The sequence below is a fragment of the Nonomuraea sp. NPDC049684 genome (assembly GCF_044465345.1).
GTDB lineage: Bacteria > Actinomycetota > Actinomycetes > Streptosporangiales > Streptosporangiaceae > Nonomuraea.
Map to the genome: position 1 here is coordinate 196,753 of NZ_JBITLO010000003.1, position 13,278 is coordinate 210,030.

Here is a 13,278-nt window from a genome sequence, read left to right on the forward strand (position 1 = left end):
AGACGATAGTCCTCCGCCTTGCGTTGTGACTTCACGAGTCATCGGCCAGGCGCCTGGCGTCATGGCAGCCTCTCGCCGGGCGGATTGAACACGGGAGTGAGCAGCGGACTGGCACGTCTCTCAGCGCCGGCGGTCCAGCGCCTCCCCGCCCCGCTCACGCCGCACCGCAACAGAGCGCCGCCCTGGCCGACCAGGCCGCCTGACCAACATCCCAGCCGGCGCCAGGCCCGGCTACCCGTCCTCCCAGGTCTTCGTGATCGATCTGGTCCCGAAGCCCCGTCCGCGCTGGGCGCGATCAAGGAGGCGGAGCGGCGTCGCCGCGAAGCCGTCGCGCTGCCGGATCGCTGACGAGACCGGAGCTCCGGCCAGTTCTTTCAAAAAAATCCGGGAGGCGGTGTCGGATCGGGGCGGTGGCGTTCGTAGCAGGGGTGAAGCCGCCCACAAGGGGCAGCGCACGACAAAGGAACCGCAACATGAAGCTGACGACCATGACTCAGGTCACCCTCGATGGCGTGATGCAGGGAAACGGCGCCGCGTCGGACGACCGCAGGAACGGATTCGAGCGCGGCGGCTGGGCCCGGGGGAAGGGCGACGACGAGACCAGGACGTTCATCACGCAGACCTTCCAGCGCGCCGAGGCGTTCCTGTTCGGCCGGCACACCTACGAGCTGTTCGCCGGCTCCTGGGGATCCATCGACCAGATGCGCGCGCATCCCATCGGCGTGGCCTTGAACGAGGCCCCCAAGTACGTTGCCTCGACCACGCTCACCGCCCCGCGGTGGCAGGACACGACCGTCGTCCGCGGCGACCTCGCGGCGGCCATCAGTGAGCTGAAGGCCAAGCCCGGGGGTGAGCTGCAGGTGCACGGCAGTGGCATCCTGGTCCAGTGGCTGCTGGAGAACGACCTGGTCGACGAGATGACTCTGATCACCATCCCGGTGGTCGTCGGCCAGGGCGCGCGGCTGTTCCCCGACGAGGGCCCGGATCTCGCGCTCGACCTGGTGGAATCGCGGGTCGACTCCAAGGGTGTGTCGATCCAGGTCTACCGGCCGGCTGGGCGCCCGCAGTACGAGCCGGCGGCTTGAAGTCCCTGACCACCGCACCACGCTGATTTGGCACCACGGGAGTTGATCTTCAGATGCAGTACCTGGTCTCCGTGATCGACGACAGGGGCAATCCCGATGACACGGACCGGCGGCCTGCCATCAGCGCGTTCAACGAACGACTGATCGCCGAGGGCTACTGGGTCTTCTCGGGCGGACTCGCGGACACCGGCGCGGCCACGGTCATCGACAACCGGGGCGAGCAGGCGATGTTCAGCGACGGGCCTTTCATGGAGTCGAAGGAGTACCTCGCCGGCATCTGGGTGTGGGAGGCCCCCGATCTGGATGTGGCGCTCAAGCTCGCCGCCGAGGCGTCGAAGGTCTGCGACCGGAAGATCGAGGTGCGGCCGTTCCTTTGACCGACGTCCGGGAAGTGATCACCCACGCCTACCACGACGAGTGGGCGCGGGTGATCACCTTCCTGACCAGGCATTTCGGTGACCTTGATATCGCCGAGGAGGCGGCCGCCGAGGCGTTCGCGGCCGCCGGCGAGCGGTGGCCGGCCGTCGCGTACTGCCCGCTGTTCCTGTCCGAACGTCGTCCCTCCCGGCACGCCGCTCCGCCGCCGACATCTGCCCGCACACCGGCCGCGCCCGCCTCGGCTACGACCGCGCCCGCGTCACGCTGGAGAAGTACGCCGGGCTCGACCTGCACCGGCTGCGCCACAGCGCCGTGAGCCACCTCGGCGAGGCCGAAGTACCGCTGCGGCTCATCGTGGGCAGGACCCGGCACAAGAACCCCCGCACCGCCATGCGCTACGTCAGGCCCGGCGCCGAGGTCACCGAGGTCCTGGCACCCGAAGGCATGAGTCGCTGCGTCCACCAGGCAGCCGGGCACGACGCACTGCGCCCAACCCGGCCCAGCAGAGCGTGATTGCTCGGCGGCTGGAGCAACGTCCGGTCGGTGTCCCAGCCGATCTCAGCCAAGAACGCCTGGTCAAGCAATCGGGGCAGCCGCTCGGCGACCCGTGCCGGATCCAACTGGCGTTGCTCCAGCAGCATCCCCATGTGGCCCCAGCCTTCATCAGACATCCCCGGCCGGGCGGTGGTGAGCTGGCGGATGAGGGGAAGGAGGATGTCGTCGACGATGGAGGCGATCGCGTCGTCGGCCGGCGGGCGGCCGTGGAGCACCACCTCGTTGCGGACCAGGTCGAAGGGCAGCTGGAGCACCCGTGGCGGAAGGTTCACGGCGCGAATCTCGTGCCGCTCCGCCGCTCTGGCCAGGACAGTCGCCGCCGCGTCCCCGCGGGTGGAGCTGGCGATCCAAGCGTGCAGGGCGGCGGCGTCCGGGTCGCGGGCCGTTTCGGCGGCCGATCCGGCCAGTACCTCGCCGCGTACGCTGCCCAGCCCCTTCACCGTCTGCCGCAGTAGCTCGATCAGATCCGAGCGCAGGCTGCCGGTGTCAGGGACCTCAATGCCGGGCGGGGCGGCGCGTTCCAAGGCCGCGAGAGCAAGCTCGGCGCGGATGGGCCATCGGCGGCTGAGCACCGGACGGCTGGTGCCGGCCAGCGCGGCGACCGCTTCGAACGTCAGCCTGCATAGCCGAGCAGGAGACGCTGGGGCACGTCTCGTCCACCTTCACCCGCGACACCTGCACCAGCGTCTACCCGGAGGTGGCCCGCGCCGCCGCGGAATCCACCGCGGCGCTCGTCAACACCTCAGCAGTTGGTGCCCAGACGGCACGGCTGATCACCCCGCCGCCCCGTACCGGCGAGGCCACCACCTGAACCACCGAACCTGGGCAGGCCCGTTGAACCTCCGGCGGGCTTGCCTTGTTGTCGTCAGCCGTCGTCGCACAGGTCGTGCAGCCGACGATCTGGCTTGATCTTCTAGCGGTCGTCTTCGGGGTCTGAGTTGGCGGCGGCCGTCTGAACCAGCGAGCGACCAGTCATGATCAAAAACGGGATCCGAGGCTGGCGAGAACCGAGAAATCCCAGGTCGGACGTGGTTTTGAAGAGTAGGGCGGGTGGGACTTGAACCCACGCCCCACGGATTATGAGTCGGTTCCTTCTGTGTCGCTCAGTGTCGCGGAGTGACCTCTTCTATCGCAGTGGACGGAATTCTTCCCGCCGTCGTGTCGGGAAGTGATGACGATGCCGTGCGGTATTGCGTACACGCGAGCAACCACCGAGCAACCACGTATTCTTGACCATCGCCGTTATGTGGGCGCAGTGGTGACGGTGTCGTCGCGCCGCAGCGCGACCTCCACTACGGCGCGTCCGACGTGGTGGGTGCCGCCCAGGACCAGTACCCGCATTTCCCTCTCCTTCGGCCCGCCAGTTGGAACTTGCGCTCGACCAGCCGGCGCACCGGCCCCACGACGACAGCCGCAGGGGAAGCTGGGTCAGCTCCAGCACCAGCGGGTTGCGCGGGGCGTTGACGCCCTTGACCCGGCGGCCGAGCTGCTGCTGCTTCTCCGCCTCCGGCCGCAGCTCGGCCTCCCCGTCCGGCAGCGCGGCCAGGCGGCCAGGACGTCGTCGCAGTCGCGCTCCACTGCCGCGCCGAGGTCCGCGCCGCCCACTGCCAGCGAGGAGCCGTAGCCGGCGAACAGCGTCACGCACCAGGCGGCGTCGCCGAGCAGCACGACCCTGCCCTTGCTCCACCGGTCGACCACCATCTGGCTGATGCTGTCGAAGCAGACCGACTCAGCCGTCTTCAACCCCTCCAGGGCCTGGGGGGGCCAGCCAGCCCATGTCGCCGTGGAGCTCGCCCAGCTCCTTCAGCGACGCCTGCGCCGGTCGCCGTCGGTGCGGTAGTCGAAGAAGGCGGAGGCGCGGCCGTCGCCGACGCTCATCATCGCCAACATGTGCGGCTGTTCCGGGAGATCAAGGACTTCGGCTACACCGGCAGTCTCAACCCGCTCTACCGCTACATGACTCAGGGCCGAGCCGAAGGAGAACGACCTGTCGCCACCCCGCGCCGCCTGGCACGCCTGCTGCTCACCCACCACGACCGACTACGTGATCGCGACATTCGGCTGGTGCAGGAGCTCACCGCAGCCTGTCCCGAGCTGCCCGGACTCGCCCGCCCTATCCGCGGCTTCGCTGCGCTCCTGTCCCCGGTTGAAGGCAACGATGACGAGCTCACCGCCTGGATCACGACCATCCGCGCCGCTGACCTGCCTCTCCTGCACGGCTTCGCCAACGGCATCGAGCTTGACCGCGCCGCCGTGAACGCCGCTCTCACCCTCGCATCCTGCTGCCGTGACAGTCACTTACCGCCACCGCCTACGGCCAGAGCCACGCGATCGATGGTGAAGCGGCGCAAGTGTTCCGCTGCTCAGAGTGAGCGTTGACTCCCACAGCACGGGTGGGTAATTTTGTAAGGACAAAACTATGTCCTTACAAAGTCTCCGATGGAGGAGTGGCATGGCTGCTAGGGTGGCCGACCTTGTACGCACGCGAGTCCACAACCCCGAGGCGATTGCCGAGGCGGCGAAGCGCCGCGTGCCGGCGTCTTCCGTGGTGGGAGAGCACGGCCGTGCGATGATCATCGCAGCCGATCACCCGGCGCGTGGCGCGCTCGGCGCCGGCGGAGATTCGATGGCCATGGCCGATCGAGGCGCCCTCCTGGACCGGCTCTGCGTGGCGCTGGAACGCCCTGGGGTGACCGGAGTCATGGGCACGGCCGACATCCTGGAAGACCTGTTGCTGCTCGGCGTGCTGGACGGCAAGTCGGTGTTCGGATCGATGAACCGGACCGGCCTGATCGGCTCGGCCTTCGAGATCGATGACCGCTTCACCGCCTACGACGCGGAGACCATCGCCGCCATGGGCTTCGACGGGGGCAAGACGCTCACCAGGATCGCGCTGGAGGACGCGGCGACGCCCTCCGTCCTGGAGAACACGGCCCGGGCCGTGAACGCACTCAGCGACCGCAAGCTGATCGCGATGGTGGAACCGTTCATCTCCCGATGGAGCAACGGCAAGATCTGCAACGACCTGTCGCCGGAGGCTGTGATCCAGTCGGTCACCATCGCCTGCGCGCTGGGACGGAACACCGCCTACACCTGGCTGAAGCTCCCCGCCATCGAGGACATGACCGAGGTTCTGGCGGCATCGACCTTGCCCGTGTTGCTGCTCGGAGGCGACGGTCCCGATCCTGAGCAGGTGTTCGCCAGGTGGGAACGCGCCCTGAAGCTGCCCACCGCGCTGGGGCTGGTGCCTGGCCGGACGCTGCTCTACCCCCCTGATGGGGACGTGGCCGGCGCTGTGGACAAAGCGGTCAGTCTGTTGTGATCCAGAGGCGCCCCTGACGCATGAAGGTGGCCCTGCGCGAGGTGGCGACGCGTTCAGGAGGGCCCGTTCAGGAGGGCCCGTTCAGGAGGGCCCGTTCAGGAGGGCCCGTTCAGGGGCACTGCACCTGCCGATAATGACGTCCGCCCAAGTCATGACCCTACGAGGGCTTCGCGTGGCGTGCGCGAGTTCCGGCCACCTTGGAGAGGAAAGTGCGTGCGGCAAGATGGTCGGCCGTGCTCCTTCGCCTGGCCTACCTGACCATCACCAACACCTTCGCCGCCCGGCGACTGCTACCCATGAGCAATCGGGACAAGGACGTGGAGATTCTCGCCCTGGCGTCACCAGATCACCGTGCTTGAACGCCAACTCTGGCGCCGACACCAGAGTGAGATTCGCACCCGAAGACCAGACTTTCTTGCCGCTCTCCTGACCTCGCTGCCCCGCGAGGCCCTACACCGGCTGCGGCTCCTCGTCCGACCGGACACCATCCTCCGCCGGCACCGCGATCTGATGAAACAGCGTCACGGCCGTATCTGCCGGCCCAAGCGCCCCGGGCGCCCACCCACGGTCCCCTCCATCCGCGCCCTCATTCTGCGCCTGGTCCCGGAGAACCCGAGCTGGGGCTATCGGCGGGTCCACGGAGAGCTCACCACGCTTCGGCATCAAGGTCGCGCCGTCCACCGTCTGGGAGATCCTCAAACAGGCAGGCCTCGACCCGGCACCCGATCGGGCTTCCACCACGTGGACCGACTTTCTGCGCTCGCAAGCCGACGCCCTACTGGCCTGCGACTTCATCGAGACCATCACCCTCAGCGCGCAACGCCAGTACGTCCTGGCGGCCATCGAGCACGCCACCGGACGCGTCCGCGTGCTCGGCACCACCGCTCACCCGAGCACCAACTGGGTCACCCAGGCGATCAAGAACCTGCTGATGTACTGGATGATGCAGGCTGCCGGCCGCGCTTTCTGCTTCGAGACCGGGATGGGAAGTTCCCGGTCATCATGGACTGGTACTCGCCGAGGCCGGCATCAAGACCGTACTCCGCGGCATCCGGATGCCGCGGATGAACTCCATCATGGAGCGGTGGGTGCAGTCCTGCCGCCACGAGCTTCTCGACCGCTGCCTCGTCTGGAACGAACACCACCTGCGGCACGCTCTACGCGAGTACGAACGGTTCTACAACCAGCACCGCGCACATCAAGCCCTGGCCCAAGCCGCCCCGCTGCGTCCCGTCCCGGAGCCGATCACGGGGCCAGAGCGAATCACTGATTTGAACATATGCCGACGAGCCCGGCTTGGCGGTGTCCTCCATGAGTACTCACATGCCGCTTGACCTGCATGGATGGCATTGTCGGCAGGCGCAAGGCTGTTTGCTCGAGACGGCGGCGCCGCCGGGCTCGTCTCCGCCGAGATCGAGCCGGAAGGGCGGGTATCGGTCGGTCATGAGCGCCGCGTAGCCGGCGACCCGCAGACCCCAGCGGTTCAGACCGAGGATGAGGTCGAACAGGGGGCGGGGGTAGCGGCCGGTGACGGTGAGCGCGATCCCGGCGATCAGGACGAGCAGTGCGACCAGACCGCCGCCGCCCCAGTCCCATGCGTCGCCGCCGGCCTGCCAGCCGATCCAGGCGCTGCCGCTGAACAGGATCCCGACGATCAGGAGGTGCGGGACGGCCAGGAGCCACTTCACCAGGACGAGACCGCGGTGCAGCCGCGTCGGGTACGCGACGTTCAGCCCGGCCGGGTAGCCGGGGATCTCCCGCAGCGCGAACGGCGGGTAGCGATCGGTGCCGAGCGCGTTGTAGGCGTAGTAGCCTACCCGCCAGTTCCACCGCATGACGCCGACGTTGAAGTCGAAGAGCGGCCGCGGATACCGGCCGGTGATCACGATCGCGGCAAGCGCCACGAGGCTGAGCACACAGAAGGCGATCCACAACGGGATCAGGATCAGCACGTGGGGCACGATCAGCAGCCATTTGACCAGCCACAGCCAGCGTGACAGAGGGTCGTCCTGCTGGGCGTGCACCTGGATCGGGTACGGCTTGACCGCGGGAGTGGGGGCTTGCATGGCCAACGGGGTTGGCGAGCTCATGGTCGAGTTCCCTTCTTGTCCGGGAGTCGCAGGTAGGAGGAGGCCGCATGGCCACTGCTCGGGAGCGCCAGGCGGTCCGGACGTCTCTTCGGCAGAGGTCTGTTGCGGGCGCGGGGCCGGCTGTGAGCCAGGACCCGGCCGGACACGAGAACCTGCTCGTTTGTGAGGGGATGAGCGCGCCGCCGGATCCGCGCTGAAGAGATCGAGCCGTGCCCCGTCTCATCGGAGGTCCGTGTCCACCGGGAACGACGGCTCGGCGTGTGTCAGATGGTGACGGGCCGTGCTGGTACGGAGGCCGTGATGCGGCCGCCCTCGTTCTCCCAGGAGGCTGAGTCGTCCCGGCCGGGTGAGCCCTCCTCCGGGTGTGCGGGGTGAAGGATGTCGGCGGGACGGACTCCGGCCGTGCCTGCGGCTGCGAACGCCAGCGCGGCCGTGGCTGGGCCGTCCGCGGTGCCGGGCGGGATGACCAGCAGGGTGATGGGCACGGTTCCGGCGATGCTCAGGGTGATCAGGTGCGGGTCGGCGCTGCGGAACCAGCCCACTCTGACCTGGCGGCCGCGGGCCGGGATGCGGCGCGGGATGTGATCCCAGGCGTCCAGGTGCAGGCCCACGCGCAGGACTGCCCTGCCGAGCCGCTGGTCGACGGCGGAGATGAGGGCGGGCAGTTCGGCGGCGGCGTCACGGGTGCGCGGCCACCATGCCCCGTCGACGGTGCCTCGCCGGTCGAGGACGGTGTTCAGGCTGAGCCTGGGGGCGGCCTCGGCCGCGAGAACGGGGCTGGACGGGAAGAGGGGTGTCGTCATCGTGATCGCCTGGCCTGTCGGGCCCCCGTCACGGGGCCGGAAGTGGTCTGTCGCCGCGGGCGACGCCAACCTGGATGCCAACGCTCGAAATGTCCTCGGTATTTGTTACTCTACCTCGCTTTGCGAGGCAAGGAAAAACATCATGTCGCCGGCAGGCGCTGTTATCGATTGTGGTGATAATCGGGTCGGTGATTGCCTGTTGTCTGTTCTCGCCTGGAAGAGCAGCCTGGTGCCGGGTTCGAGAGCAGCAGAAGGGAGGCGCCATGAGTCCGTCATGGAGGATCAAGTCCAGGATGCGGGCCGTCCGGGGTTGGATCATGCTCTACTTCGGCCGTGCCACCGGAAACCAGCATCTGGAGTCGAGAGGCATGGCCGACCGAGCCGGAAATGATCCGGGGCGGCCCAGCGAGAAATCCAAAAGGATGTTCAAGCGTTGATGTGGCGACCGTCAACGGCGCCTAAATGTGCCGGCCCGGTCCAGTGTATTCGTTCTTCACGTCATCAGTAAAATGCCGGCACAAATCTGGAGTAGCCATGAATCGTGTCATTGTCGTGGGCGCCGACGGTTCGGATGCCGCCACCTCGGCCGTCGAGTGGGCCGCCGACGACGCCGCTCGCATGGCGGCCCGGCTCCGCATCGTGCACGCCGTGGACCGCTCGCCGTACGAGATCGCGAGATTCTCCACCCCGGGCCAGGACGACGTCATCATGCTCAGCGCGCAGAGCGTGCTGAGCGACGCCGAGGCGGCGGCGCGCAAGCGACAGCCCGGCATCGACGTCGGCTGCGAGCGGCTTCAGGGCGCCGCCGCGGCGGTGTTGCGCAGCCGGGCCGGTGACTGCGCCGAGATCGTGATCGGCGGCACCGGCCTCGGTGGCTTCCCCGGGGCCGTGCTGGGCTCGGTGAGCACCCACGTGGCCGGGTACGCGCACGGCCCGGTGGTCGTCGTCCGATCCGACCATGACACCGTCCACGGGGAGGTCGTGGTCGGGCTCGACGACTATCACGCCTGCGAACCCGCCCTCGGCTACGCCTTCGAGCAGGCGATGCTGCGTGCGAGCACGTTGCGCGCGCTCTGCGCGTGGCAACCTCCGGCGCACGCTCACATCCCCGACGACGCCTATGACCTGGACGAGATTCACGCTACCCAGAGCCGGACCGCGGCCGCCATCCTTCAGGGGTGGCGGCAGCGATATCCGCAGGTTCCGGTGATCGAGGACGTCCGTCGCGCCCACCCCGTCAATGCTCTCATCGGAGCTTCCGCCATGGCGGATCTGGTCGTCGTGGGCTCTCAGGGCAGAGGGGCGATCGGCACCGTGATGCTCGGATCCGTCGCCCTCGGGATCTTGTACGGCGCGCGCAACTCCGTCGCGGTGGTGCGGTCATGAGCGTGCCTTGGCCGGCGACCTGGAACCTGAGCCGGTGGCCGTCTGGGCCGGTCGGTCGGCAGGCTCGGGGGTGAGCAGCGGCTCGGACGGCCCCGTCGGCGCGCCGGGCGGGATCGCCGGGCCGTAGACGAGTCTGTCAGAGGGTGGCGGCCGCTGTCTCAGGTGTCTTGCTGGGATGTTTCCGCTCGTCCTGGGTGGCTGTGACCAGCTGATCGGCCGCAAGGACCGCCAGAGCCGGCGCGACGTCGAGCTGTGATCTCGGCGACCGGCGTGCCGGCGAATCTGTTCCCAGCCCAGCCGCACCACGACGAAGCCGACGGCTGCGACCACCGTCCACACCATCACGATGGCGACGATGGTGGTCATCGTGGACATGTTCGCCTCTCAGGGGCAAACCTGTTCAACCGTCCCGCCTGGCCGTTGCGTCTGACTGTCCGGGCGTCCGGCGGAGATCGGCGTCGGGTGCGGGCTCGTGACTGCCGCGCCGCCTGGCATTGTGGCCTGCCAGGTCGTCCATGGCGTCCTGTCGGCTTCGGACGGTCGACCCACTCCAACGCGACTGGGTGCGGAGCAGGAGAATCGACACAGCGAGGACACCGCCGAGCATCAGCATGACGCCCACGATGCGCACGTCGAATCCGCCGGGCTGCAGGTCTGCCACGGCGGGCACCGGCCCGAGGACGATCGAAGCGATGATGCCCATGGCGGCACTCCTCTGGCGGTGCGTCGATGTCCGCACGAGACCGGTCTTCCGGACCGGTCGAAGCAGGGTTCCGGCCGCTGCGTGATCGCCGCGGCCGGGGTCGAACGCTTTCACCTCCAGAGCACACCCACGGGCGCGGTACAGACACAGGCGATTCGGAATGGATCCATCTCCAGAAGCGATCACCACGCGTTGGGTCCCCGCACACCAGGCAGACCCATCAGTGGGCGCCTCGCGGCTCGCGGACTTGACGCCGCTCCTCACCCTCATCGTGACCTCCAGACGCGGCCAGTCGCTTGGTCAGCGGCTCGCCTGCTCGTCGGCGAGTGCTGGTTGCTCGTGGGGGGGTTGCGGCTGGTTGCGGGCGGTGCTCGTCGTCGTTGGCGAGGAGTTCCTCGAACAGCACGCGGTAGTGCACCATGGCCTGCCCCAGGTCCTCGGTGGAGGCGTCGCCGGAGGCGGCGCGCCCGCTGATCCGGTGGGCTTGCCGGTAATGGTGAAGGGTGCGGCCGTGCACCACCGACAGGTCCGCCAGCTGCTGCCGGAAGCCCCCGGTGGGGTAGCCGCGTTCGGCCATCGCGGCCGTGACCAGCTGGTCGGCCTCGGTGACGGCGGGACCCGGCACGTCCACGAACCGCTCTTGCAGCCGGGTCCAGCGCTCCGCGTAGGTCTGCCGGGAGGCGGGGGTGAGCGGGATGATGTCGAGGGTGGCGAAGCGTTTCTCCTGGGCACGCAGCTCCTGCTCGGCCTCTCCACGACTGTCCTGTTCGTTCAGGGCGTGTTCGTATTCGGGGCCGAAGCGCCGGCGCGGCCCTTCCCGGCGGCGGCGTAGCAAGACGTAGCCGATGGCCAGTGCCAGGATCACCGCCACGGCGACGGCCACCCAGAGGATGGTAACGATGGTCATGTCTGCCTCCTGCAGATGTCGATGCCTTTCGCACACGGCTGGTGAGCACGGGCAGAGGCAGCGGCCGGGATGTGGATCGACGGTCACGGGCCACCCGCCGGAACGCAGGGCCCTACCGCACGGCTCGGATCGGATGCGATCTGCGGTACGGCCCCGGCGCTTCCCCCTGCACCTCACCTCCTCTGTGGCGGGAACGCGAGCTCCGGGGGCGGGCTGGACGGGGTCATCGGCGGCCGGCCCAGCGGCCTGAACCTCGGCCAGTGCGCCGGCCGGTGACCAGGTTGTAGGCGAGCAGCAGCACTGCCGCGCCGACGACGGCGCAGACCCAGGTGGACAGGTTGAAGAAGCCCTGAATGCCGGAGACGTGGAACACCTGGGTCGCCACGAAGCCGCCCAGCAGCGCGCCGGCGATGCCGAGCACGAGAGTGATGATCAGACCTTGCTGGTCCTTGCCGGGGACCAGCACTCTGGCCAGTAGTCCGGCGACCAGTCCGAGGATGGTCCAAGCGATGATGCCCATGGCCGTTCTCCCTAGGGCGGTGCCTCGATGTCTGCGGGATCGGTCTTCCGGACCGGTCGAAGCAGGGGGCCGGCCGGTTGCCGGCGGCTACGGTCGAACTCACCCTGAGCCAACACCCGCGCGGAAGGGGCGGAAACAAGCGAACGGCGAAGGGGCCATCTTCAGGACCGATCACCAGGAAGAAGAGGGGTTGTACGGCACGACCAGCGGTGAGGCCGGCGCGTCAGACCGCCTCGTCGCCGCGGCTGCTGGTGGCCGCTGGTGCACCTTCGCCGGGCGCCGGCCCTGGGGGGAGGGGGATCGGGTCGCTCTTGAAGAGTTCGGGCACGGCCCGGTAGAGGATGGCGGTGATCGGGACGGCCACGACCGCGCCGGCGATCCCGGCCAGGATGCCGCCGACGGCCAGCACGATGATGATCGCCAGGGGGTGGAAGTGCAGCACCCGGCCGACGATCAGCGGTTGGAGCACGTGGTTCTCCAGTTGTTGCTCGACGATGAGGATGCCGATGAAGATCAGTGCGTAGATGGGGCCCTTCGCGCCGAGCGTGACCAGCGTCGCGACCGCGCCGGCGAAGAGGATGCCGACGATCGGGACGAAGCTGGCCAGGAAGATCAGTACGGCCAGTGCCGCCCACAGCGGGACGCCCATGACGGCCAGCACCACGCCCATGAGCACGCCGTGCACCGCGGCCACGGCCACCGTGCCTTGCACGTAGTGCGACAGCGTGGTCCAGGCGGTCCGGCCGGCCCGGTCGACCCGTGGCGCCATCCGGCCGACCCCCTTGAGGAACCAGGACCAGATCTGGTCACCGTCCTTGAGCAGGAAGAACGTCACGAACAGCAGGAGCACGATCGAGGCCAGCACCTCCACCACCACCACGGTCCCTGCCAGAACGGTCGAGGTGATCTGCTGCTGCCGTTCGGTGACCAGCTTGGCGATCTCGTCCACCCAGCCGCTGAGCTGGAGGGGCTCCAGGTGCAGAGGGCCGGTGTAGAGCCAGTTCTCCACCGTCTTGGCCGTCTGCCTGACCTGTGTCACCAGGCCGGGGAACTCCTCGTTGGCCCGTACGCCGATGATCCAGCCCGTCCCGCTCAGCACGGCGAGGGCGACGAGCATGGTGATCCAGGTGGCGTGGATCGACCGCAGCCCCGACGCGCGCAGGTGTCGGGTGAGCGGGAACAGCAGCGCGGTCAGCAGCAGGGCGACCGCCACCGGCAGGGCGAGGATGCGCATCGTCGCCACGAAGCCGAGGACGAAGTTGGCCACGATGCCGATGACGATCAGGCACGCGCACCACGCGGCGATCTTCGCCAGGATCGGGGGCACCAATCTCGACAGGCGCTCCTGAGGTGAATCCATGTAGGGCAACCTTCCCGCCGTTCGTTGGCGCGGTGCACGATCTTCTCCTTCAGCCCCGTACGAAACAGCAGCCGGCGCCGAACGGCGGGCGTGATGAAACAGAGCGAAGTGGTGGCTGCCCCGGTCAACGCGATGAAGAACAGCCAGTGGCCCGAGGAGTCCACCTTGG

At 68.4% G+C, this 13,278-nt stretch carries 16 protein-coding genes and 1 pseudogene; 7 read left to right on the forward strand and 10 right to left on the reverse strand.

Annotated features, from left to right (window positions below):
* Nucleotides 1–473: 473 nt before the first annotated feature.
* Genes ACIBST_RS11125 through ACIBST_RS11135 form a run of 3 tightly spaced genes read left to right on the forward strand, consistent with a single transcriptional unit; the run spans nucleotide 474 to nucleotide 1,779 of the window.
* Nucleotides 474–1,085, forward strand: coding sequence for a dihydrofolate reductase family protein (locus ACIBST_RS11125; RefSeq protein ID WP_397170904.1), 612 nt, complete (start codon nucleotides 474–476; stop codon nucleotides 1,083–1,085).
* 53 nt (nucleotides 1,086–1,138) lie between these two features.
* The gene (locus ACIBST_RS11130; protein WP_397170905.1) at nucleotides 1,139–1,462 is read left to right on the forward strand and encodes a YciI family protein; all 324 of its coding nucleotides are present in this window, start codon (nucleotides 1,139–1,141) and stop codon (nucleotides 1,460–1,462) included.
* Entirely contained in the window at nucleotides 1,459–1,779 is a 321-nt protein-coding gene (locus tag ACIBST_RS11135; RefSeq protein ID WP_397170907.1) for a hypothetical protein, read from the forward strand. Before ACIBST_RS11130 ends, ACIBST_RS11135 begins: the two co-directional genes overlap by 4 nt.
* A 79-nt stretch (nucleotides 1,780–1,858) precedes the next feature.
* Here ACIBST_RS11135 and ACIBST_RS11140 read toward each other — a convergent pair whose 3' ends face one another.
* Nucleotides 1,859–2,542, reverse strand: coding sequence for a TetR-like C-terminal domain-containing protein (locus tag ACIBST_RS11140; RefSeq protein ID WP_397170908.1), 684 nt, complete (start codon nucleotides 2,540–2,542; stop codon nucleotides 1,859–1,861).
* Between the two features lie 904 nt (nucleotides 2,543–3,446).
* The gene (locus tag ACIBST_RS11145; RefSeq protein WP_397170910.1) at nucleotides 3,447–3,761 is read right to left on the reverse strand and encodes an FAD-dependent monooxygenase; all 315 of its coding nucleotides are present in this window, start codon (nucleotides 3,759–3,761) and stop codon (nucleotides 3,447–3,449) included.
* Nucleotides 3,762–3,911: 150 nt separating this feature from the next.
* Here ACIBST_RS11145 and ACIBST_RS11150 point away from each other — a divergent pair.
* From ACIBST_RS11150 to ACIBST_RS11160, 3 genes and pseudogenes are all read left to right on the forward strand, one after another.
* Nucleotides 3,912–4,292, forward strand: a pseudogene (locus ACIBST_RS11150) (ISL3 family transposase); the annotation flags it as partial.
* A gap of 178 nt (nucleotides 4,293–4,470) precedes the next feature.
* On the forward strand, nucleotides 4,471–5,340 hold the full coding sequence (locus ACIBST_RS11155) for an aldolase (RefSeq protein ID WP_397170912.1): 870 nt from the start codon (nucleotides 4,471–4,473) through the stop codon (nucleotides 5,338–5,340).
* Nucleotides 5,341–6,368: 1,028 nt separating this feature from the next.
* Entirely contained in the window at nucleotides 6,369–6,674 is a 306-nt protein-coding gene (locus ACIBST_RS11160) for an integrase core domain-containing protein (RefSeq protein ID WP_397171640.1), read from the forward strand.
* Here ACIBST_RS11160 and ACIBST_RS11165 read toward each other — a convergent pair.
* A complete protein-coding gene (locus ACIBST_RS11165; RefSeq protein WP_397170913.1) occupies nucleotides 6,660–7,406 on the reverse strand; it encodes a DUF4389 domain-containing protein in 747 nt (248 codons plus the stop codon). The two genes, ACIBST_RS11160 and ACIBST_RS11165, sit on opposite strands and share 15 nt — an antisense overlap.
* 287 nt (nucleotides 7,407–7,693) lie before the next feature.
* Nucleotides 7,694–8,233, reverse strand: coding sequence for a DUF5994 family protein (locus ACIBST_RS11170; RefSeq protein ID WP_397170915.1), 540 nt, complete (start codon nucleotides 8,231–8,233; stop codon nucleotides 7,694–7,696).
* Nucleotides 8,234–8,767: 534 nt separating this feature from the next.
* Here ACIBST_RS11170 and ACIBST_RS11175 point away from each other — a divergent pair.
* Nucleotides 8,768–9,619, forward strand: coding sequence for a universal stress protein (locus ACIBST_RS11175; protein WP_397170917.1), 852 nt, complete (start codon nucleotides 8,768–8,770; stop codon nucleotides 9,617–9,619).
* Here the strand turns inward: ACIBST_RS11175 and ACIBST_RS11180 are convergent.
* From ACIBST_RS11180 to ACIBST_RS11205, 6 genes are all read right to left on the reverse strand, one after another.
* The gene (locus tag ACIBST_RS11180) at nucleotides 9,614–9,985 is read right to left on the reverse strand and encodes a hypothetical protein (protein WP_397170918.1); all 372 of its coding nucleotides are present in this window, start codon (nucleotides 9,983–9,985) and stop codon (nucleotides 9,614–9,616) included. The genes ACIBST_RS11175 and ACIBST_RS11180 overlap by 6 nt on opposite strands.
* 34 nt (nucleotides 9,986–10,019) lie before the next feature.
* On the reverse strand, nucleotides 10,020–10,322 hold the full coding sequence (locus tag ACIBST_RS11185) for a hypothetical protein (protein WP_397170919.1): 303 nt from the start codon (nucleotides 10,320–10,322) through the stop codon (nucleotides 10,020–10,022).
* Nucleotides 10,323–10,542: 220 nt separating this feature from the next.
* Nucleotides 10,543–11,229, reverse strand: coding sequence for a hypothetical protein (locus ACIBST_RS11190; RefSeq protein ID WP_397170920.1), 687 nt, complete (start codon nucleotides 11,227–11,229; stop codon nucleotides 10,543–10,545).
* A 223-nt stretch (nucleotides 11,230–11,452) separates the two neighbouring features.
* Nucleotides 11,453–11,749, reverse strand: coding sequence for a GlsB/YeaQ/YmgE family stress response membrane protein (locus tag ACIBST_RS11195; RefSeq protein ID WP_397170922.1), 297 nt, complete (start codon nucleotides 11,747–11,749; stop codon nucleotides 11,453–11,455).
* A gap of 223 nt (nucleotides 11,750–11,972) precedes the next feature.
* Complete coding sequence (locus ACIBST_RS11200) at nucleotides 11,973–13,109, reverse strand: AI-2E family transporter (protein WP_397170924.1); 1,137 nt, start codon at nucleotides 13,107–13,109, stop codon at nucleotides 11,973–11,975.
* Nucleotides 13,031–13,273 (reverse strand): DUF6328 family protein, encoded by a 243-nt coding sequence (locus ACIBST_RS11205; RefSeq protein WP_397170926.1) that lies wholly within the window; start codon nucleotides 13,271–13,273, stop codon nucleotides 13,031–13,033. The genes ACIBST_RS11200 and ACIBST_RS11205 overlap by 79 nt, the downstream gene beginning before the upstream one ends.
* Between the last annotated feature and the right edge of the window lie 5 nt (nucleotides 13,274–13,278).

Bases quoted from the DNA above. Each gene is read 5' to 3' on its own strand.
- ACIBST_RS11125 (WP_397170904.1), top strand. From the start codon at position 474: ATGAAGCTGACGACCATGACTCAGGTCACCCTCGATGGCGTGATGCAG.
- ACIBST_RS11130 (WP_397170905.1), top strand. From the start codon at position 1,139: ATGCAGTACCTGGTCTCCGTGATCGACGACAGGGGCAATCCCGATGAC.
- ACIBST_RS11155 (WP_397170912.1), top strand. From the start codon at position 4,471: ATGGCTGCTAGGGTGGCCGACCTTGTACGCACGCGAGTCCACAACCCC.
- ACIBST_RS11165 (WP_397170913.1), bottom strand. From the start codon at position 7,406: ATGCAAGCCCCCACTCCCGCGGTCAAGCCGTACCCGATCCAGGTGCAC.
- ACIBST_RS11170 (WP_397170915.1), bottom strand. From the start codon at position 8,233: ATGACGACACCCCTCTTCCCGTCCAGCCCCGTTCTCGCGGCCGAGGCC.
- ACIBST_RS11175 (WP_397170917.1), top strand. From the start codon at position 8,768: ATGAATCGTGTCATTGTCGTGGGCGCCGACGGTTCGGATGCCGCCACC.
- ACIBST_RS11180 (WP_397170918.1), bottom strand. From the start codon at position 9,985: ATGACCACCATCGTCGCCATCGTGATGGTGTGGACGGTGGTCGCAGCC.
- ACIBST_RS11185 (WP_397170919.1), bottom strand. From the start codon at position 10,322: ATGGGCATCATCGCTTCGATCGTCCTCGGGCCGGTGCCCGCCGTGGCA.
- ACIBST_RS11190 (WP_397170920.1), bottom strand. From the start codon at position 11,229: ATGACCATCGTTACCATCCTCTGGGTGGCCGTCGCCGTGGCGGTGATC.
- ACIBST_RS11195 (WP_397170922.1), bottom strand. From the start codon at position 11,749: ATGGGCATCATCGCTTGGACCATCCTCGGACTGGTCGCCGGACTACTG.
- ACIBST_RS11200 (WP_397170924.1), bottom strand. From the start codon at position 13,109: ATGGATTCACCTCAGGAGCGCCTGTCGAGATTGGTGCCCCCGATCCTG.